Below are 18,633 nucleotides of genomic sequence, written 5' to 3'. Positions count from 1 at the left end.
GATTGTGTCGAGCCTGAGCGGCCCTGACGAGTGCGGATAGGCGTAACGGGCTGCCAAGTTCGCGGCCCGTGCGCACAGTGAACAGTGCAGCCTGCGTCGCGATGGACTACACCCCCTCCCTGGCGGCCGTGCGGGGCAACGTGGCCGCAGGCAACGCGCTGCTCAGTCAATCCCGCGTGGTGGTCTGCAGCGGCTCACGGCTCGCCCTGACCCTATTCATTGCCGCCCTGCAGCCGGGGCCCGAGATCGTCGGGGCGGTGACCACCCAAGACGAGGGATTGCAGAGGTTGGAGCAGGGGCAGGCGGATGTACTGATCTGCACCGACCGGCTCGAGCAGGGCAACGGCGGCAGCCTGGTGGCCCAAGCCAAAGCCCTGCCCCAGCCGCCCGCCACCTTGATGGTGGTCACCCAGCCCCGGCGCTTGATGGCCATTCACCAAGCACTGCAGGCCAACTGCGATGGGCTCTGCCTGGAAAGCAACCTGGGTTTCGGCAGCTTTCTGGCCGCGATTCGCGCCATGCAGAGCGGCGGGCTCTACCTCGACCGGAACCTGAGCAAGAGCTACTTCGAAGCCTTTGCCGAGGGCCAGGGCACCCCCTTGGCGCAGCTGACCCCCAGGGAGGTGGACATCCTTCGACTGATGGCCGGCGGGACCGAGAACCAGGGCATCGGTCAACGCCTGCACCTCTCGGTTGAGACGGTGAAAGACCACGTCCGGCACATCTTCCAGAAGCTGAATGCCAACAGCCGCATTCAGGCCGCGGTCCAAGGCATTCGCCTGGGCTTGGTCGAGTGGCCAGACCCTCGTTAAGGTCGGGCCGTTCCGCCGCACCCGACACCGCCATGGGCCGAGGCCACTGGTTGGATCCTCTGGCCCGGAGACTGCTGGAGGCGGCGGGAGAATTGCCGCGGCGCGCACCACAACCTGTCGCGCCGAAACCGCAGCCCCTGGAGGAGAGCATCGAGCAAGACCTCCTCGCCCTCAAGCTCGAGCACAACCCGAACCTGCGGCTGGCCAACGCCCAGGAGGTCCAGCACGCGGCGGCCCTGGGTTGGCGCCTCGATGTCAATCGCGCCAGCGCCAACGACTGGTTGCGGCTGCCGCAGATCACGCGCGATCAAGTTGACCTGCTCCTGCGGCTCCAGCAGGGTGGGGTGCAACTCAGCGGTCCAGACGACCTCCAGCGCCTGTTGGACCTCCCCGCTGCACTGGTGGCCAGCTGGGAACCCCTGCTGCAATTCCGCTGGTACGGCGATGGCGCCCCAACGGCCGTGACGCCCTTGCTGATCGACCTCAACCGCGCCCCGGCCCAGGCACTCGAGCGCCAACTGCCCCAACTGAGCCCGGAGCGGCGGCAACGGCTGATGCGCGAGCGGCAACGGGCCCCCTTCCAGGACCTTGCGGAGCTACAGGAGCGACTGCAACTGCCGGCGTCGGTGGTGGAGGAGCTGATCGGAAAGGTGCGCTTTGGCCAAGGTTCCGCCGGTCCAGAACTGCCGCGCTCGGCCTAGGCGAATGGGACGGCAAGGCGAACTGTTTGGCGCGACACCCGTCGGTGGCGGGATCAGCGGCGAGGCCCTCCCGCTGCAGGAGCATCAGCTGATCGCCTGGCAGCAGCGTCTACTGGACTACCAGAGCCCACGCTTTGAGGCGGTGGCCAGCGGCAACCAGCTGCCCCCAGGTCAGATGGATCTGTTCGGAGGCGGCAGCCTCGGTGCGGCGGCTGTGCAACGCCTCGATCCGCTACAGCTGGCCCCACAACATCTTCAGTTCTGGCGATGGCCCGAACGCCAACCCGATGGTGCGGCCCTGTATTTCGTCGTGGACCGGCCGCCCCACCTGGAGGGGGCACTGCTCCTTTATGTGGGGGAGACCAAACAGGCCGATCGGCGCTGGAAAGGCGAACACGACTGCAAGGGCTACCTAGCGGCCTATGGCGAGGCGCTGCAGCAGGCCAACCTCCAGAGCCAGCTGAGCATCCGCTTCTGGCACGACGCCCCCAGCGAACGGCGGGCACGGCAAGCCCTGGAGCAAGCCTTGATTCGCCACTGGCTGCCTCCGTTTAACAAGGAAACCCGCGGCCGCTGGGCCACCCCCTTCACGGCCGAGCCGGGCTGATCGCCCTACCATCGCGCCCATTGAGCTCGAGATGGCCATGGAGATCCGCTGCAGCAGTGCCACCGCCCGCGATTGGACGGGGGAGGCCCTGGTGGTGGGTCTCTTCAGCGATGCCCCCGGAGAGGGCAGCCGTGAACTGCTGAAGAGCCGCTTTGGCGAAGCCCTGCTGGCGCGCATGGAGCGGTGCCGTTTCAAAGCCAAGCCGGGCGAGAGCCTGGTGGTGGAGCTGCTGGATCAACAGCCCAGCACCCTGGTGCTGGTGGGCCTGGGGGCCGCCGCGGACTTCAACCTCGAGCAGCTGCGCCACGCTGCGGCCATGGGCGCCAAAGCAGCAAATGGCAGTGGCGCCAGCAGCCTGGGGCTCGCCCTGCCGCTCGAGGGCCTGGCCCCGATCGCTGCCGCCTCAGCCATGGCTGAGGCCGTGCGGCTGAGCCTCTTTAAGGACCAGCGCTTCAAAGGCGAAGCCGAACCCGCCAAGCAACCCGCCCAGGTGGAGCTGCTGGGCCTACCCGCCGCTGAGCTGAGCGCCTGCCAAGGCGCCGCCTCGAGCAGCCAAGCGCTCTGCAGCGGCGTCGAGCTGGCCCGCGAACTGGTCGCCGCACCTCCGAATGTGGTCACCCCGGCCGCCCTCGCCCAGACCGCCACGGACATGGCCCGTGACTTCGGCCTGCAGCTCAAGGTGCTGGAGCGGAGCGACTGTGAAGCCCTGGGCATGGGCTCCTACTTGGCCGTGGCCCAGGGCTCGGACCTGCCGCCGAAATTCATTCACCTGACCTATGTCCCCGATGGGGAGATCAAGCGGCGATTGGTGCTCGTCGGCAAGGGCCTGACCTTCGATTCCGGCGGTTACAACCTCAAAACCGCCGGCTCCCAGATCGACATGATGAAGTTCGACATGGGGGGCAGCGCTGCGGTGCTGGGCGCCATGCGAGCCATCGCGGAACTCAAACCGGCCGGCATCGAGGTCCACATGCTGGTGGCCGCCTGCGAAAACATGATCAGCGGCGGAGCGATCCACCCCGGAGCGATCGTTACCGCCTCCAACGGCAAAACGATCGAGATCAACAACACCGATGCCGAAGGTCGCCTGACCCTGGCCGACGCCCTGGTCTACGCCTGCAAGCTGGAGCCTGACGCGGTGGTGGATCTGGCCACCCTGACCGGCGCCTGCGTGATCGCCTTGGGCGACGAGATCGCCGGCCTCTGGTCCCCCAGCGACACCCTAGCCCAGGCCCTAGTGCAGGCCGGCGAAGACGGCGGCGAGAACCTCTGGCGCATGCCCCTGCGGGCCTCCTACCGCGCTGGCCTCAAGAGCGGCCTGGCCGACATGAAGAACACCGGCCCGCGCCCCGGTGGCTCGATCACGGCGGCTCTCTTCCTGCAGGACTTCGTCAACAAGGACATCCCCTGGGCCCACATGGACATCGCCGGCACGGTTTGGAGCGACAAAGGCCGGGGCTTGGATCCCGCCGGTGCCACTGGATTTGGCGTTCGCACCCTGGTGAATTGGGTCCTGGCCGGGGGAGCCGCCTAGGCTCAGGCAGACCTGCAGCGTGGCGGTGCCCAAACTTCGGTGGTACGTCAAAGCCCAGCTGGGCGTCCTGCTCTTGCCGGCGGGACTCTGTCTCTTGGGCGAGGCCGTCCAGCGGCGGACACTCCAAGCCCTGGGGCAGCCCCACGGCCCCTGGTTCTGGTACGGAACCCTCAGCCTGGTGGCCATCGTGGCCGCCGTCGGACTGATGGTGGAAAGCGGACTGCTGCGGGGCTACCCAGGACAGAACCAACCGCGCCGCTAGGCAGCGGCGGCGGCTGAAGCGCTGGATGCCCCAAGAAGGGAAGCCGGCTCTTCGAGGGCGTGGATTTGCCAGCGAGCCCGATCACCAAAGAGCTTCAACAGGCGATCGAGATCGTCCGAAGCCTGCTTCGGAGTGGCGTAGGGGCCGATATGACGTGTCACGAGACCATCGCGAATCGTCAGCAGATACATACAAAACCTGCAGTCGAGACAAGGCAAGGGTAATTCGGGCGGCCGGGAGGAAAAAGGCGTAAAAACCGGATCAGTACTCGAAAAAACCGAATTTTGCGCAATCGGCTCTTTAGCTTTTCCTCAGCTTTCCGGTCAGCGTCCAGTCACCCAGGGAGCATCGCTGCGGGCCTTTGATCCCCAGACCTGATCCAAGCGGCGATCCCGGCCGCAGGCCCAGCGGTAGTAGTTGTATTTGATCGCGTTATTGACTGCGTAGTTCTGGTGATACCCCTCGGCGGGCCAGAACCGCTTGAGGGGCTTGATCTGCACCTTGATCGCTGAGGCGGGCTTGCCCAGCTCCTTGGCTGCAGCCTGAAGGCTGGCCTTGGCTTGACTGAGCTGCTGCTCGCCTTCGGTGAAGATCACCGGTTTGTAGGACCCGCCGCGGTCACAGAACTGCCCGCCACCATCGAGGGGGTCGATATTGCGCCAGTAGGACCGCAGGAGGGTGGGGTAGCTGATGGTCTGGGGATCAAAGCGGACGCGCACCACCTCTTGGTGCCCGGTGCCGCCAGAGCTGACCTGCCCGTAGCTCGGGTTGTCCAGATGGCCACCGCTGTAGCCGCTCTCGGCATCGATCACCCCCGGCAGGTCCTCCAGGTCGTGCTCCAGGCACCAGAAACAGCCACCAGCGAGGACCGCCTCTTCCGTGGCGGCCAGCGCGGAGGCACAGGGGCCCAGCAGCAGCAGGCCGATGGCCAAGCAGGCGGACAACAGGCGCCGGATCATGCCGCACTCCCCCCTGGCAGGGCATCCAGGATCGCCGCGGCCGCCCGGCGGGTGACGCCCGGATCCCCAAGGAGCTCACGCAAGCGGCGATAGCCCTGCGCAACCCGCTCCCGGGCAGACGGATCCTCCAGCAGCGGCAGGGCTGCTTCCACCACAGACTCGGGGGTGAGCTCGTCCTGCAGAAGCTCCGGGACCAGGCGCTCACCCACCACCAGATTGACCGGTGAGATGTGATCGACCTTGAAGCGCAGGATCTGCTTGGCCACCCAAGCCGTTGGTCGACTGACCCGGTAGGCCACCACCTGGGGCACCCCCCGCAGGGCCAACTCCAAATTGACGGTGCCGGATTTATTGATGGCGAGATCCGCTGCCGCACAGAGGACCGGACGCAGGGCATCGGCTTCCGCCGCCGGAATCACGCGGGCCTGCACTCCAGCCTGGGTCAAGACCTCCTTCAGGACCGGCTCAAAACTGGCCTGACCCGCCGGCACAACTACCTGCAGTCCCGGGCAGCGCCGCTGCAACTCAGCGGCCGCCTGAGCTAAGTCCGGCAGCAGATAGCGCAACTCCTGCTGGCGCGAGGCAGGGAGCAGCAGCAACAGGCGTTGATCCGGCTTCAAGCCCAACTGAGTGCGGGCCGCCTCACGACTGGGCAGCTGGGTCAAGGTGTCGATCAGGGGGTGCCCCACCCAAGTGACATCGGCCCCGCGGGAGCCGTAGAAGCGGGCCTCCTCTGGAAAGATCGCCAGGATCCGATCGGTGAAGCCGATCAGCCGGGTCGTCCCCCCCTCGCCAACACGAAAGGCCCACTCCTGGGGAGCGATGTAATAGAGGATCGGGATCTTCGGCAGCAGCCGCTTGACCTTGAGGCCCAAGTTGACATTGGCCCCCATGTAATCGATCAGCACCAAGCCGTCGGGGGGGGACTGACGCAACCAGGCATTGACCCGGCGCTGCACCTGGAGGGTGGGCCAGACCAAGGGGAGAGCCTCCCAGAGGCCAATGGCGCCCATCGCCATCGTGTTCGCAAGGAGCGTTGCACCGGCCTGGGCCATGCGCTCACCGCCGAGGGCGAAGAGCTCCAGCTCAAGACCACGGGCCTGGGCCTCCTCCCGCAGAGCCTTGACCAACAGGCCGCCCTGCAGATCACCGGATACTTCGCCGGTGCTAATCAGCAGTCGCCTCATGAACGCCCGGCGGGCAGGGGACCTCGGCGACCGGGGCCAATCGAGGCCTCCAGGAAGCTCACCAGGGTTTCTGCGGGGGGAAACAGGCTCTGCTCACGCACGCCCTTGATCGCCTCAGCCAACACCACATCACCGCGATAAAGCTGGGACCAAACCTGCTGCAGCTGCTTGGTTTGTGCGCCGCCATCCAGCTCGCTCAGACCACTGCGCTTCAAACCAATCCGGTTCAAGCCCCGCAGGCGACCAGGGTGGCCCTCAACGATCGCGAAGGGCGGAACATCACGGTCGATCCGGCTCATTCCACCCACCATCGCCATCGTGCCGATGTGGACGAACTGATGGATGCCCAGCACGCCTCCAATCACGGCGCGGTCACCGATCACCACATGGCCGGCCACGGCCACGCCGTTGGCGATCACAATGCGATTCCCCAGGTCGCAGTTGTGACCCAGGTGGCTGTAGGCCATCAGCAAATTGCCATCACCGATGCGGGTCTGCTCTCCCTCATGGGTGGCACGGTTGATGGTCACGCATTCGCGGATGGCGTTGTCATCGCCAATCACGACCTCGGTGGGTGCACCGTTGTATTTGAGGTCCTGGGGCTCGGCGCCAATCGAGGCACCGGGGAAGATGCGGTTGCCCTTGCCGATGCTGACGCGGCCGTCGAGCACCACATGGGGGCCAATGCGCGTTCCTGAGCCGATCGACACCTCGGGACCGACCACGGCATAGGGGCCGATCTCAACTCCCGCGTCGATCTGGGCCTTGGGATCCACCACGGCGGTGGGATGGATTCGGGTGCTGTCCCCGTTCATAACGGCCTGAGTCATGGGGGGAATTCAGTCGACCAGGGAGAACATCAATTCGCCGGAGCAGACGAGCTGTCCGTCCACCGTGGCCTCCGCCTTGACCTTCCCGAACCGTTGTCGCTTGAGCGACAGCAGTTCGCAAGTCATCACCAACTGATCACCCGGCACCACCGGACGGCGGAAGCGCACGCCATCGATCCCTGCGAAGACAAACAACCCCTTCGGGAGATCCGGCATCTGGGTGACGATCAAGCCCCCCACCTGGGCCATGGCCTCGACGATCAACACGCCTGGCATCAGCGGGCGACCAGGGAAATGGCCCTGGAACTGGGGCTCGTTGAAGGTGACGTTCTTGATCGCCACCGCCCGCTTGCCCGGCTCATGCTCGATCACCCGGTCCACCAGGGCGAAGGGATAGCGGTGGGGCAGCAGCCCCTGGATCTGCTCGCTGGTCAGAACTGGGGCGGAAGGGGTGGCGGATGAAGACAAGGAACTCAGCGAGAAGAAACCAGAGCGGCGGCCAAGGCGGTGTGCAGTCCATGGGAGCCACGGAAGGCAAACACTTGGGCCAAAGGCAGTCCCGCTAAGGCGAGATCGCCCAATAGGTCAAGCAGCTTATGGCGCACGGGCTCGTCGGCAAAGCGCAGCGGGGGATTCAGCCAACCCTCCCCATCGCACACCAGGGCGTTATCCAATGCACCGCCCTGAATCAAGCCCGCAGCCCGCAGCTGATCCACCTGGTCTTTGAAGCCGAAGGTGCGGGCCGGGGCGATCTCATCGACGAAGGCCTGGGGGGTGAGTTCGAGGTTGAACAGCTGACGGCCAATGGCGGGATGGGGGAACTCGATGGCTGCCCCCAAACGCAGGCGATCACTCGGGAGCGCCGTGGCAAAACTTTGGCCCTGCTGCAGGGTGATCGGTGCGGCCAGAGGCACAGCCTCAGGACGGGGACCGAGGCAGCGCAGGCCGGCCTCGGCCAAGGCCTCAACCCAGGGCTGGGCCGAGCCATCCAGCAGGGGAATCTCCTCGCCATCCACCAGGATCAGCGCCGAGGTCACCCCGACACCGGCCAGGGCAGCCAGCAGATGCTCCACGGTGGCGAGACGCTGCTCACCCAGCTGCAGGGCGGTGCAGAGCTGGGTTTCGCAGACCTGGGAGGGCTGCAGGCGGACGTGGGGACGCTCAGGGGCGTTGAGCCAACCCACGTAAAAACCCGGCTGCTCCGCAGGCTCCAGCCGAACCCTGGCTTGAGCACCGCTGTGGAGGCCCACACCGGAGCGCTCGACGGGCTGAGCCAGGGTCCACGCCTGGCTGTAATCGCTGGGCCAAAGGGTCACAGGAGCCGCCTCAGAACTTCCAACCCACACCGAGGTTGAAGCGGTATTCGTCAGTGAAGTCCTGGCTGGCCACCTCCAAACGGAGTGGACCGACGGGCGTGGTCACGATTACGCCAAGACCAGGAGAAACACCTTGTCCAGGCTTCTCCAACAGAGATCCTGGGTTGCCCGGTACATCAGCCTGACTGCCAAAGGTGGTGCCAGCGTCGATGAAAACCTCCCCGCTAATGATGCTGAAGATGGGGAATCGATATTCAATCGTGGCTTCACCAAAGCTCTTACCGACGCCGAGATCACAGTCGTAGTAACCGCGTACGGAGTTTGAGCCACCCAAGCAGAAGGCCTCATAGACGGGCATGTTGCCCAGGTTTGTTCCTACAGAAACCTGAAAAGCGAGGGCCTGCTTGCAATCTTCCTTCTGCCCGGGCTTGGGGCGGCAGCCTTTATAGAACTTCAACCAGTTCACCGGGATGTAGTGGGTTCCAGTGGCCCTGAGGCGGTTGAACGTGGGTGAATCCTGCCCAACGGAGAAAAACTGCTCAGAACCAACGCTCAAGAAATTGCCACTGGTTGGATTTCGAGGATCATTCAGCGTGTTCATCGAGGCGGCAACCCTCAGACCAACCAATTGGTTCGTCGTTGCGCCGTTTTCGCAGTTGTACGCAACGCAAATCACATTGTTGACGGTGGTTGTTCCGTTAGCAGTGAAGTTGTTGGAGGCAACGGCATAGGGCATGGCATCCCCTGCAAAGTTGATTGGCTTCACCTGCTGGGCATTCAGGCCAACGACCACACTCCACGGTGCTTTTTTGAACGGATCACCGCCGTTCAATGGTCGAGCCAAAGACGCCGTGCCGCCGATCCGCTGAATCGCGACGGCATTGCCATCCAACTGGAACCAGTTGTTGTTGTCGCCGAGCTGAGGATTTGCAGCCTTAGCTGCTGTCACCGAGGCATAGGGACCGGTCAAGACGGTGGAGTTGCTCTGATAAGCGATCGCAGTACTGGGGGCACTGAAAAAGCCTTGAGAAACATCCGAGACGGTGTAGAAGTTGCCGTTTTGCTGGCTTTGGAATACCTGGGGAACTTCCCGGCTCAGGAAAAGCTTGGTGCGGAAGGCGGTGCGGTACTTGTCACCCTTGATCCAGGGGTCAGTGAAGGACAGGTCTGCTAATCCGCCGAACTGGCCATAGGTGACGTTCAGGGCCAGATCCCAGGCGCGCCCGAAGAGGTTGCTGTCCTGAAGCTGAATCTGACCAAAAATGCCCTGGCTCTGGCTGTAACCAAGACCACCTGAGAGGGATCCGGTGGACTGCTCCACCACACCCAGGACGATGGTGACGGCACCCGGCTCAGCCGCGACCGGGCGCAGGGTCACCTTCACATCACCGAATAGACCGGTGCCATAGAGACGCTTGATGTCGTCTTCCAGTTGGCGGCGGTTGAAGGTGTCGCCGGCCTTGATCGAAATCTCTCGGGTGACCACCCAGGTCTTGGTTTTGCCGCGGATCGGCTGACCCTTGTCGTTGGTGCTGTCGCCCTCCTTATTGAGGAACTGCACTTCGACACCCGCCACGGTGCCCTCACGCACCAGCAGCTGCACCACACCCGCGGGGCTGACACGGGTTGGACCGGTGACCCGAGCGAGGGAATAGCCCTGATCGGCGTACCACTTCTGCAGCTCAGCGATGCGGGCCTGCAGGGCGTTGAGATTCAGGGTCTTGCCGTAGTCCGCGGCAAAGATGTCAGGGATGAGGTTGTCCGGAAGCTTGGTGGTCTCGCTAACGCCCTCAAGGTCCACCGTGGTGAGCACCGGGTTCGGCACGACCGTGACCACGAGCCGGACGCCCAGGGGGCTATCGACGGGCTGAATCCGGACGTCGGAGAACCAACCGCTGGCGTAGATCGCGGACAGATCCGTCTGCAATTGAGCGCGGGTGACACGACTGCCGGGACGGGTGGCCATCGCGTCGTACACCGCGATCTCCATCCGCTCCTGCTCCGGATGTCCCGCAGCCCCCTGGACCACAACCTCACTGATCAGCACCTGGGGCTCAGCGGGAGCCGCTGGCGCCAAGGAATCACTGGTGCTGGGGGCAAGTGATGGTCTGGAACTGGGGGTCTCAGAAGCAGGCTGGTCTACCGGTGCAGGGTCCTCTGGTTCCGGACTCTTGTCCTGGGCCCAGACCGGGCCAACCCCAGCGACCAGGGGCAACGTCAGTGCCAGCCCCAGGCTCCATGCGTGGTTCTTGCCGTTGCGGGTTGCAGCCATGGAACGGGGACTGGAGCGGCGAACCGCAAATGCCGCCGAACCTACTTGGCTCAGCGGGGTTCTGGACAGGCGGCTTGGACCCGTTTGAGAACCTCCCCGTAGGCCTCGACCACACCGCCGAGATCCTGACGGAAGCGATCTTTGTCCAAGATCCGCTCCTGGGCATCGCCACTGACGTTCCTGTCCCAGAGACGGCAGGTATCGGGACTGATTTCATCAGCCACCACCAGCTGACCGTCGGTGGTGAAACCCAGTTCGATCTTGAAGTCCACCAGCTCCAGGGCGATCTCGGCAAAAAAGCGACGCAGCACCGCGTTGACGGCCATGGCCAGACGCTCCAGTTCCTGGCGCTGGGGTGCCGTCAGCACCCCCAGACGCTCCAGTCGCGCATCGGTCAGCAGGGGATCGCCATAGGCGTCGTCCTTGTAATAGAGATCCAGCAGCGGCGGATCCAAGGGGGTGCCGGGCTCGATCGGCATCTGTTTGCACAGCGAGCCAAAGGCGATGTTGCGCACCACCACTTCCACCGGAACGATCTGAACCGGCTTCACCAACATCCAGTTGGGTTCCTGCAGAGAGAGGTAGTGGGTGGCGATCCCCTCCCGCTCGAGCAACTCGAACAGCCGCGCCGAGATCTGGCAGTTCATCAACCCCTTGCCCGCCAGCTGGGCCTTTTTGAGGGCGTTGAAGGCGGTGGCGTCGTCCTTGTACTCAACCGCCACCAAATCGGTTTGATCGGTCTGGAAGACGCGCTTGGCCTTGCCTTCGTAGAGGAGAGATCCGAGGGTGTAAGCGGTCATGGTTGCGGTGCGGCGTGGCCTCCGGGATCGCGGGGGGAACGCAACTGCTGCTGCAATGCGTCGGCCCTTGCGCTTTGTCCTGAATCTTGCCGGGTGATCGCCCACTCGCTGTAGGCATCATCCAGGCGCTGGCTCAGACGGCTCAGGCGGGCGCGGGAGCGCTCCGCCACCGCGCCGGACTCGGATTCGATCAAGACGCGCTGCTGCTCCAGCAAGGCGATGGCCAGGCCCCAGGCCTGGGCCGCCGCCGCCTGATCCAGGGCGCGCTCCATCAGCTGATCGCGTTCGGCCAAGGGAAGTTGCGCAAGCAGAGCGACCGCTTGGCTCAAGCGCTCCGCCGCCACCTGACCCGGTCGTCGTCCGGCCAAGAGCAACGCCGCCGCCTCCTGGTGGCGCTCCAGAACGATCAGGTGTTCGACGTAGAGATCCAGGGCAGGCCGCGTCAGCACGGTGCCGTCCTCATTCACCCGTACAGGAAGGGCCAGGGTCTCCAGGCGCTCCGGATCAGCCGCGGTCAACTGCTCCAACAGGCGCGCCGCCAAGTCGTGATGCAGACCAGCCATGGCGGCGCGCCAGCGCTGCACCAACCACTGCTCGCGCTCGAGACCGGGAGCCGGACCAAAACGGTTCAGCACCTCCAGGGCCGCATCGGGGGCCCGGCAGCTGAGCAGAGCATTGGCATTCACCAACACCACCGGGAAGGGCTGGGGCGGTGGGGCCACGGTCAACAACCGCTGCTGGAGCAGCTGCAAACGGGTCACAAAGTCAAAGCTGGTGGCCTCCTGGCAGGCCAGGTTGAGGGCCCGTAGGTCCCCGGTTTTCAGTAGCTCCTGAAACTCCGCTTCCGGGGTGCTCCCTTCGAGTTCTGGGGCCGAGGGTCCCTGGACCTTGGGCTTCGGCTGACCGCGAAACAGATCGCCAATGAAGGGCAACTTGGCCTCGGCGGGCAGGGCCGCAGCCAGCACCAAGGGAAGCAGCGCCAAGCCCCAAGCCCACGGCTGCCGCCGGCGCGCCCCCACCGGCGAGTAAAGAAGGAAAGGCACCGGCAGCGGTCTTCTGGGGGACAACCTAGGGGAGCTAACCGCTGTGATCACCGAACGAACCACCCGCCTCCTGCCCTCCATGACCGCGCCCGCTGCCCCGCAACACGTGCTGGTCGTCGGAGGAGGCGGACGGGAGAACGCCCTGGCCTGGGCCCTGGCCCGCAGCGCTGGCGTCAAGCAGGTCTGGGTGGCCCCAGGCAACGGCGGCACCGCTGAACTCGAGGGCTGCATCCAGCTGGCCATCAGCGAGGGCGATCAGGACGCCCTGCTGAAGGCCTGCCAAGACGAAAGGATTGACCTGGTCGTGGTGGGTCCAGAAGCCCCCCTGGCCGCGGGCCTCGGCGATCGCCTGCGCCAGGCTGGCTTTGCCGTCTTCGGCCCTGGAGCGGACGGCGCCCAGCTGGAGGCCAGTAAACAGTGGGCCAAGGCGCTGATGGTGGAGGCCGGCATCCCCACGGCGGGCTACTGGAAGGCCAACAGCCGAGAGGAAGCCCTACGTGCCCTCGACGCCCAGGGCAAGCCCCTGGTGGTGAAGGCTGATGGACTGGCCGCCGGCAAGGGGGTGACCGTGGCCGAGAGCGTGGACGAAGCCCGCGCCGCCATTGAAGAGATCTTTGCTGGACGGTTTGGAGGCGAAGCCTCCCTGGTGCTGGAGGAGCGCACCCACGGCCCCGAGGTCTCGGTCTTTGCCCTAAGTGACGGCGAGCGCATGGTGCTGCTGCCCCCGGCCCAGGACCACAAACGGATTGGGGAAGGGGATGTGGGCCCCAACACCGGCGGCATGGGGGCCTATGCCCCGGCCCCACTGCTGGATCAAGCCGGTCTCGAGGAGGTCAAACGGCTCGTGCTCGATCCCACCCTGGCGGCCCTGCAGGCCCGGGGGATCAGCTACCGGGGGGTGATTTACGCGGGCCTCATGCTCACTGAAACCGGTCCGAGCGTGATCGAGTTCAACTGCCGCTTCGGGGACCCCGAATGCGAGACCCTGATGCCCCTGATGGGGCCGGAGTTTGCGGCGGTCCTTCTGGCCTGCGCCACCGGCCAACTGGAGACTGCCCCGAGCCTGACCATCCAGGACCAGTGCAGTGCCTGCGTGATTGCCGCAGCCCAGGGCTATCCCGGGGAGATCCGCAGGGGAGACCTCATCTCGAGCTCAGTGGAGAACGGCGCCGATCTGCAGCTGTTCCATGCCGGAACTCGCCGGGATGAAGCCGGGGTCTGCCACACCAACGGGGGCCGGGTGCTGGCGATGGTGGCCCAAGCAGGCGACTTTGATGCCGCCTTCGCCAAGGCCTACGAGGGCCTCCAGCAGGTGCACTTTGAGGGCATGACCTATCGCCGCGACATCGGCCACCAGGTCCGGAGCCACTAAGCTTCCGCCGCCGATCCCAGCACCTTGACCAGCAGCTCCACACCGCTTGCCCCTCGCCGCTGGTGGCAGAGCCTGGTGCGCTGGTGGGCGGAATTCAGCCTCCAAACCAAGCTGCTGGCGGCCGCAACCCTGGTGGTCAGCCTGGTGATGACGGCCATCACCTTCTTTGCGCTCAACGGCATCCAGGCGGATGTGCGCATGAGTGACACCCGCTTTGCCCGCGACCTGGGCCTGCTGCTCTCCGCCAACGTCACACCGCTGGTGGCCCAGGGCAACGACCGGGAGCTGGCGGCCGTCGCCGAACGCTTCTGGAAATCCAGCCGCAGCCTTCGCTACATCTTCTTCGCCGATCCCGACGGGATCATCTACCTGGGGATCCCCATCAGCGGCACCAGCGGCAGCAGTGAGCTGCTGCTCAGCCGCAAGTTGGAACTCCCCGCCGAACTCTCCAAACGTCCGCAGAACCCACTGATCCGGCAACACCTGACCCCCGATGGTCAGGTCACCGATGTCTTCGTGCCCCTGGTTGCCGATGGGCGCTACATGGGTGTGCTGGCCCTGGGGATCAACCCCAACGAAGCCGCCCTGGCCAGTGCCGCCCTGAGCCGCGAGGTGACGGTGGCGGTGTTCATCTCGATCTGGATCTTGGTGATCCTGGGGGCCGTCTTCAACGCCCTGACCATCACCCAGCCAGTCAAGGAGCTGCTGCGGGGGGTGCGCTCCATCGCAGGGGGGGACTTCGAGGCGCGCATTGCCCTGCCCGTTGGCGGTGAACTGGGGGAACTGCTGGACGGCTTCAACGACATGGCCTCCCAGCTCGAGGCCTACAACGAAGCCAACATCGAAGAGCTCACCGCCGCCCAGGTGAAGCAGCAATCGCTGATCGCGACCATGGCCGATGGGGCCTTGCTGCTGGATTCCGAAGGGCGGGTGGTGCTGGTTAACCCCACCGCCAGGCGCCTGTTCCGCTGGGAGGGCCGCAATCTGGAGGGCACGCGCCTGGTGGAGGAACTGCCCGAGGGACTGAACCTCGAGTTGCAGACCCCCCTTGAGAGCCTGCTGGAGAACGACAAGGAGAGCAGCGATGTGCGCTGCAGCTTTGGTGAACCGCCGCGCACCCTGCGCATCGTTCTGCAGTCCGTGCGCGATGCCAGCGGCGAAACCCTGAAGGGCATCGCCGTCACCGTCCAAGACCTCACCCGCGAGGTGGAACTCAACGCCGCCCAGAGCCGTTTCATCAGCAACGTCTCCCATGAGCTGCGCACGCCGCTCTTCAACATCAAGAGCTACGTCGAGACCCTCCACGACATGGGCGAGCAGCTCAGCGAGGAGGACAGAAAGGACTTTCTGGCGATCGCCAACGCCGAGACCGATCGCCTCACACGCCTCGTCAATGACGTCCTCGATCTCTCACGATTGGAGAGCGATCGGGCCTGGTCGATGGAAGCGGTGGAGCTGGGTCCGGCGATGGAGCAAACCCTGCGCAACTACAAGCTGAACGCCAAGGAAAAAGGCGTCGAGCTCGACCTTCATGTCACCGACGAGCTGCCCCGGGTTCGCGGCAACTGGGACCTGCTGTTGCAGGTGCTCGACAACCTGGTGGGCAACGGCCTGAAGTTCACCGCCGCCGGGGGCCGCCTAAGCCTGCGGGCCTACCCCTGGCCTGACATCTGCACGATTGACCCCAGCACCGCGGCCAACCCGGACAACCCCGCCTGCGAGCTGACGGCGCAGCTGCCAAAGCTTCGGGTGGAGATCTCCGATACCGGTTCAGGCATCTCCCGAGAAGACCAGGAGAAGATCTTCGATCGCTTCTACCGGGTCGAGAACGCTGTTCACACCGAAGTGGGAACTGGTCTGGGACTCTCCATCGTGCGGGGCATCCTGGAGAAGCACGGTGCCACCGTTCGCATGGTGAGCGAACTCAATGTGGGCACCACCTTCTGGTTTGACCTGCCCCTCGAAGACGCTGACGACACGGAACTGCGCCTGCAGGCCGAACGGCGAAGCACCAGCAATTTGGGTGACGGGATCTAGAACTGGCCCTCGCCAACGCCCTTCACGATGCGCGAGAGCTCGCTGCGCTCATCGTGGTCAATGCGGTGAGGCACACCACTAATAATCCGCTCAAAGTTCGAGAAGGAGTCCTTAATTTCAGGGCCGTTGCTCGTAATGATATATTCACGGATTCCCTTGTCGTGCCAGGAACCACGCATCTTGAAGACGTTCAGAGCGCGGGCCATCTCACCACGGATCTCGACGTACTGAAGCAGCAGGATCGTGTCGGTAATCGTCGAGATATGGGAGTCGGTAATCGAGTGACTTCCCATGAATTCTTCGGAGGTATTCGTAAAGAAGCCCGCGATTTCTTCCTGCTTGGCGTAACCGGTCACGCCGATCACAAACTGACGGAAGGCGTTATGACTCACGCCCCGCGCCAGGGCCGAGAGGGAGTCGATTGCCATCCGCGATGGCTTGAACTGACTGATTTCGGTCTTGATGATTTGGAGGTGATCCTCCAGGCCCGTTGATTCGGGATAGGCACAAATAATTTTGAGCAGCCCCTGGCGCTCCATCTCCTCGAAATCCAACCCCCAACTGGTGGCATTGCGCAGCAGCTGGGCCCGGGATTCCTCATAGGCAAAGAGGATGGCCCGCTCCTTGTTGGCGCAGGCGTTCTCCACAAACTTGCTGACCAGCAGGGTCTTACCCGTCCCTGTCGCACCGGTGGCCAGGATGATCGAATCCTTGAAGAAGCCGCCGCCGCACATCTCATCGAGACGGGGGACACCCGAGCTCACGCGGACATTGGAGCTGCGCTGGGTCAGGCGCATGGCCCCCAGCGGGAAGATGCTGATGCCGTGGGAGCCCATGGTGAAGGGGAACTCCCCCTTCATATGGGTGGTACCGCGCAACTTCAGGATTTCCACCGTCCGCCGGCGGCGCTCCCCCTCCAAGACATTGCGGAGGATCACCACGTTGTCGCTGACGAATTCCTCCACCCCGTAGCGGGCGATGGGACCGTATTCATCAATCCGCTCGGTGGTCATCACCGTGGTGACGCCGATCTCCTTCAGGCGGGCAATCAAGCGGAAGATCTCGCGGCGCACGACCGAGACCGCGTCGTACTGCTGAAAAACGGCCGTGATCGAATCGATCGCCACACGCCGAGCCTTGTATTTACGGATCGCGTAGTTAATTCGCTCGATCAGGCCTGACAGATCGAAGCTGCCAGCAACATCTTGCCCTTCCGGATCAGGGGAGGCATCCAACAGGAACAGCTTGTCCTGCTCCACCATTTCCTGAAGATTCCAGCCAAAGCTGGCCGCATTGCGGAGAATGTCGAGCGGTGACTCTTCAAAGGTGACGAAAATCCCGGGCTCGTCAAACTGACGAATGCCGTTGTAGAGAAAGTTCAGCGAGAACACGGTTTTACCCGTACCCGATGTCCCACTGATCAGCGTGGAGCGACCAATGGGGAGACCGCCCTGGCAAACGTCGTCAAACCCCTCAATCCCCGTCGGCAGCTTTTGGACCGAGGCGAGATGATTGGACTGTGGGCTGGGGTCCTGCATGGGGAGGATGGTCCTGTCAGAAATCTAGTTCGTTTTCACGGCTATGACAGCCGCTCTTGTGAAGGAAACGTTGGTTTTCACACAAGATCACCCACCGCATCCTGGTCCAACAAGGACTCGGACAAGGCCTCATCGCTGAGCTCCTCAAACAAGAGATCCAAACCAATCAAAACCCTCTCCCGATCTGAGAGATCACCAATGATTCGACGCACCGGTGGCGGAAGGATCTTGGCGAGGGTGGGCGTCGCCAGGATCTTGTCTTCTTCAGCGAGCTGAGGGTTTTTCAGAACATCAATCACTTTCAGGGCATACACACCCTGAAATTCCGTATCAAGGATATTCCGGAGGGTCTTCAATGCGCGCATCGAGTTGGGCGTGTTTCCCGCCACATAGAGCTTCAGGATGTAGGTCTTGCGTGGACTCATCGGAATCACCTCCTTAAGACAAATGGAACGAATAAGAACTAACCAACGGCCTCACCAGGCGGTGGCTCCGCCAAGGGGAGATCCGGGGGAATGGAACGCCGGTACATCTCACACAAATGGGCCATCACATCCAAAAGCGCAAGGCGGTAATCCTGAAGAAAATCGTTTTTATGGCCTTCAAGCCGCAGTTGCTTCCAGAAGGAATCCATCAGATCCACGTGGATCTCAACAACGCTGTTGACCGGGAGATCGCAAAAGAAGGCGCTGTGGACAAAGCTCTCGATCGCCTGGTTGGCCGCCGCAGGATCCTTGAAGTAACTGATCAGGATGTCGCGGTAGCCCCGCTGCAACGACTGGCGCAACTCGCCGTGGTCAGGCTCCGGGAGATTGCGCAAAAACAGGGACGGATCCCGCTTGTAGAAGACCCCCAGGTAGCCCAGGCGCCCCTGAAGTCGATTGGGTAGCCGCCAGGACAGCGGCGTCGAGGCCGACTCACCGCCCGACTCCGATTGGGCAGACAGTCCCTTGCGCAGGAAGCGCGAAACCGCGGCATCCAGGCTGTAGACAACCTGCTCAAGCTGGTCCTGGGGCAGATGCACCTCCGCCTCGTGGTAATCGACGCGGCCGTTGACTTCCCCCACCACAACCGCCGGCAGAAGCACCCCTTGCTGACGCAACCCTTGGAGGGCCTCTGAGGGCGTGACACCCTGCTGCAGCAGCACCACATCAAAGGCATCCCGCCGCTGGAGCAATTCAGCGATCGGGTCGGAAAGGGAGCCCAGGTCCTCCAGGCAGTAGCGCTCACCCTTCAGCCAGCTGGTGGCAGCCTTGACCAGACGAGGGTCCGACAGCAGCGAAGCAATAGTGAGCGCCGGCTGGGTCATGGCCCTGAGTTGGAGCCCTGGCAAGTGACCTCAGTGTTGACGGGAGTGCCCTCG

The 18,633-nt window shown here is 63.9% G+C and carries 19 protein-coding genes; 7 read left to right on the top strand and 12 right to left on the bottom strand.

Annotation, left to right across the window (positions count from 1 at the left end):
- The first annotated feature begins 101 nt into the window (after positions 1-101).
- From ACXIQ9_RS10315 to ACXIQ9_RS10295, 5 genes are read left to right on the top strand one after another with little or no spacing between them, the layout of a single operon-like run.
- A complete protein-coding gene (locus ACXIQ9_RS10315) occupies positions 102-812 on the top strand; it encodes a response regulator transcription factor (RefSeq protein ID WP_459016606.1) in 711 nt (236 codons plus the stop codon).
- Between the two features lie 32 nt (positions 813-844).
- The gene (locus tag ACXIQ9_RS10310; protein WP_459016624.1) at positions 845-1,513 is read left to right on the top strand and encodes a ComEA family DNA-binding protein; all 669 of its coding nucleotides are present in this window, start codon (positions 845-847) and stop codon (positions 1,511-1,513) included.
- Positions 1,514-1,517: 4 nt separating this feature from the next.
- Positions 1,518-2,120, top strand: a complete 603-nt coding sequence (locus tag ACXIQ9_RS10305) for a GIY-YIG nuclease family protein (RefSeq protein ID WP_459016605.1) — start codon at positions 1,518-1,520, stop codon at positions 2,118-2,120.
- 37 nt (positions 2,121-2,157) lie between these two features.
- A complete protein-coding gene (locus tag ACXIQ9_RS10300; RefSeq protein ID WP_459016623.1) occupies positions 2,158-3,654 on the top strand; it encodes a leucyl aminopeptidase in 1,497 nt (498 codons plus the stop codon).
- A 19-nt stretch (positions 3,655-3,673) separates the two neighbouring features.
- The gene (locus ACXIQ9_RS10295; protein WP_459016604.1) at positions 3,674-3,916 is read left to right on the top strand and encodes a hypothetical protein; all 243 of its coding nucleotides are present in this window, start codon (positions 3,674-3,676) and stop codon (positions 3,914-3,916) included.
- On the opposite strand, the gene ACXIQ9_RS10290 is transcribed toward ACXIQ9_RS10295, so the two are convergent.
- The 9 genes from ACXIQ9_RS10290 to ACXIQ9_RS10250 all read right to left on the bottom strand — a co-directional run bounded on the left by ACXIQ9_RS10290 (position 3,913) and on the right by ACXIQ9_RS10250 (position 12,323).
- Complete coding sequence (locus ACXIQ9_RS10290; RefSeq protein WP_010315443.1) at positions 3,913-4,107, bottom strand: hypothetical protein; 195 nt, start codon at positions 4,105-4,107, stop codon at positions 3,913-3,915. The two genes, ACXIQ9_RS10295 and ACXIQ9_RS10290, sit on opposite strands and share 4 nt — an antisense overlap.
- 132 nt (positions 4,108-4,239) lie before the next feature.
- On the bottom strand, positions 4,240-4,875 hold the full coding sequence (gene msrA, locus ACXIQ9_RS10285; RefSeq protein WP_296421505.1) for a peptide-methionine (S)-S-oxide reductase MsrA: 636 nt from the start codon (positions 4,873-4,875) through the stop codon (positions 4,240-4,242).
- Positions 4,872-6,062 carry a lipid-A-disaccharide synthase gene (gene lpxB, locus ACXIQ9_RS10280; protein WP_459016603.1) on the bottom strand — a complete coding sequence of 397 codons (1,191 nt, stop codon included), beginning with the start codon at positions 6,060-6,062 and terminating at the stop codon, positions 4,872-4,874. Before lpxB ends, msrA begins: the two co-directional genes overlap by 4 nt.
- Entirely contained in the window at positions 6,059-6,892 is an 834-nt protein-coding gene (lpxA, locus tag ACXIQ9_RS10275) for an acyl-ACP--UDP-N-acetylglucosamine O-acyltransferase (protein WP_459016602.1), read from the bottom strand. Before lpxA ends, lpxB begins: the two co-directional genes overlap by 4 nt.
- Before the next feature lie 9 nt (positions 6,893-6,901).
- The gene (gene fabZ / locus ACXIQ9_RS10270; RefSeq protein ID WP_255439364.1) at positions 6,902-7,360 is read right to left on the bottom strand and encodes a 3-hydroxyacyl-ACP dehydratase FabZ; all 459 of its coding nucleotides are present in this window, start codon (positions 7,358-7,360) and stop codon (positions 6,902-6,904) included.
- Positions 7,361-7,365: 5 nt separating this feature from the next.
- A complete protein-coding gene (gene lpxC / locus ACXIQ9_RS10265; RefSeq protein WP_459016601.1) occupies positions 7,366-8,208 on the bottom strand; it encodes a UDP-3-O-acyl-N-acetylglucosamine deacetylase in 843 nt (280 codons plus the stop codon).
- A gap of 10 nt (positions 8,209-8,218) precedes the next feature.
- Entirely contained in the window at positions 8,219-10,480 is a 2,262-nt protein-coding gene (locus tag ACXIQ9_RS10260) for a BamA/TamA family outer membrane protein (RefSeq protein WP_459016600.1), read from the bottom strand.
- A gap of 50 nt (positions 10,481-10,530) precedes the next feature.
- A complete protein-coding gene (gene purC, locus ACXIQ9_RS10255) occupies positions 10,531-11,280 on the bottom strand; it encodes a phosphoribosylaminoimidazolesuccinocarboxamide synthase (RefSeq protein WP_010315429.1) in 750 nt (249 codons plus the stop codon).
- A complete protein-coding gene (locus ACXIQ9_RS10250) occupies positions 11,277-12,323 on the bottom strand; it encodes a hypothetical protein (protein WP_459016599.1) in 1,047 nt (348 codons plus the stop codon). Before ACXIQ9_RS10250 ends, purC begins: the two co-directional genes overlap by 4 nt.
- 79 nt (positions 12,324-12,402) lie before the next feature.
- Here ACXIQ9_RS10250 and purD point away from each other — a divergent pair, with 79 nt between their 5' ends.
- Together purD and nblS are read left to right on the top strand one after the other, a co-directional pair.
- The gene (gene purD, locus ACXIQ9_RS10245; protein WP_459016598.1) at positions 12,403-13,695 is read left to right on the top strand and encodes a phosphoribosylamine--glycine ligase; all 1,293 of its coding nucleotides are present in this window, start codon (positions 12,403-12,405) and stop codon (positions 13,693-13,695) included.
- 24 nt (positions 13,696-13,719) lie between these two features.
- On the top strand, positions 13,720-15,732 hold the full coding sequence (nblS, locus tag ACXIQ9_RS10240; protein WP_459016597.1) for a two-component system sensor histidine kinase NblS: 2,013 nt from the start codon (positions 13,720-13,722) through the stop codon (positions 15,730-15,732).
- Here the strand turns inward: nblS and kaiC are convergent.
- The 3 genes from kaiC to ACXIQ9_RS10225 all read right to left on the bottom strand — a co-directional run bounded on the left by kaiC (position 15,729) and on the right by ACXIQ9_RS10225 (position 18,579).
- On the bottom strand, positions 15,729-17,270 hold the full coding sequence (gene kaiC, locus ACXIQ9_RS10235; RefSeq protein WP_010315422.1) for a circadian clock protein KaiC: 1,542 nt from the start codon (positions 17,268-17,270) through the stop codon (positions 15,729-15,731). The genes nblS and kaiC overlap by 4 nt on opposite strands.
- Positions 17,271-17,347: 77 nt before the next feature.
- On the bottom strand, positions 17,348-17,695 hold the full coding sequence (gene kaiB, locus ACXIQ9_RS10230; protein WP_010315420.1) for a circadian clock protein KaiB: 348 nt from the start codon (positions 17,693-17,695) through the stop codon (positions 17,348-17,350).
- Positions 17,696-17,733: 38 nt separating this feature from the next.
- Positions 17,734-18,579 carry a circadian clock protein KaiA gene (locus ACXIQ9_RS10225; RefSeq protein WP_459016596.1) on the bottom strand — a complete coding sequence of 282 codons (846 nt, stop codon included), beginning with the start codon at positions 18,577-18,579 and terminating at the stop codon, positions 17,734-17,736.
- Positions 18,580-18,633 lie beyond the last annotated feature (54 nt).

The sequence above is a fragment of the Synechococcus sp. LTW-G genome, from assembly GCF_054459035.1.
The sequence above is the reverse complement of the archived record's forward strand: the minus strand, read 5'-3'. Positions and strand labels throughout refer to the sequence as shown.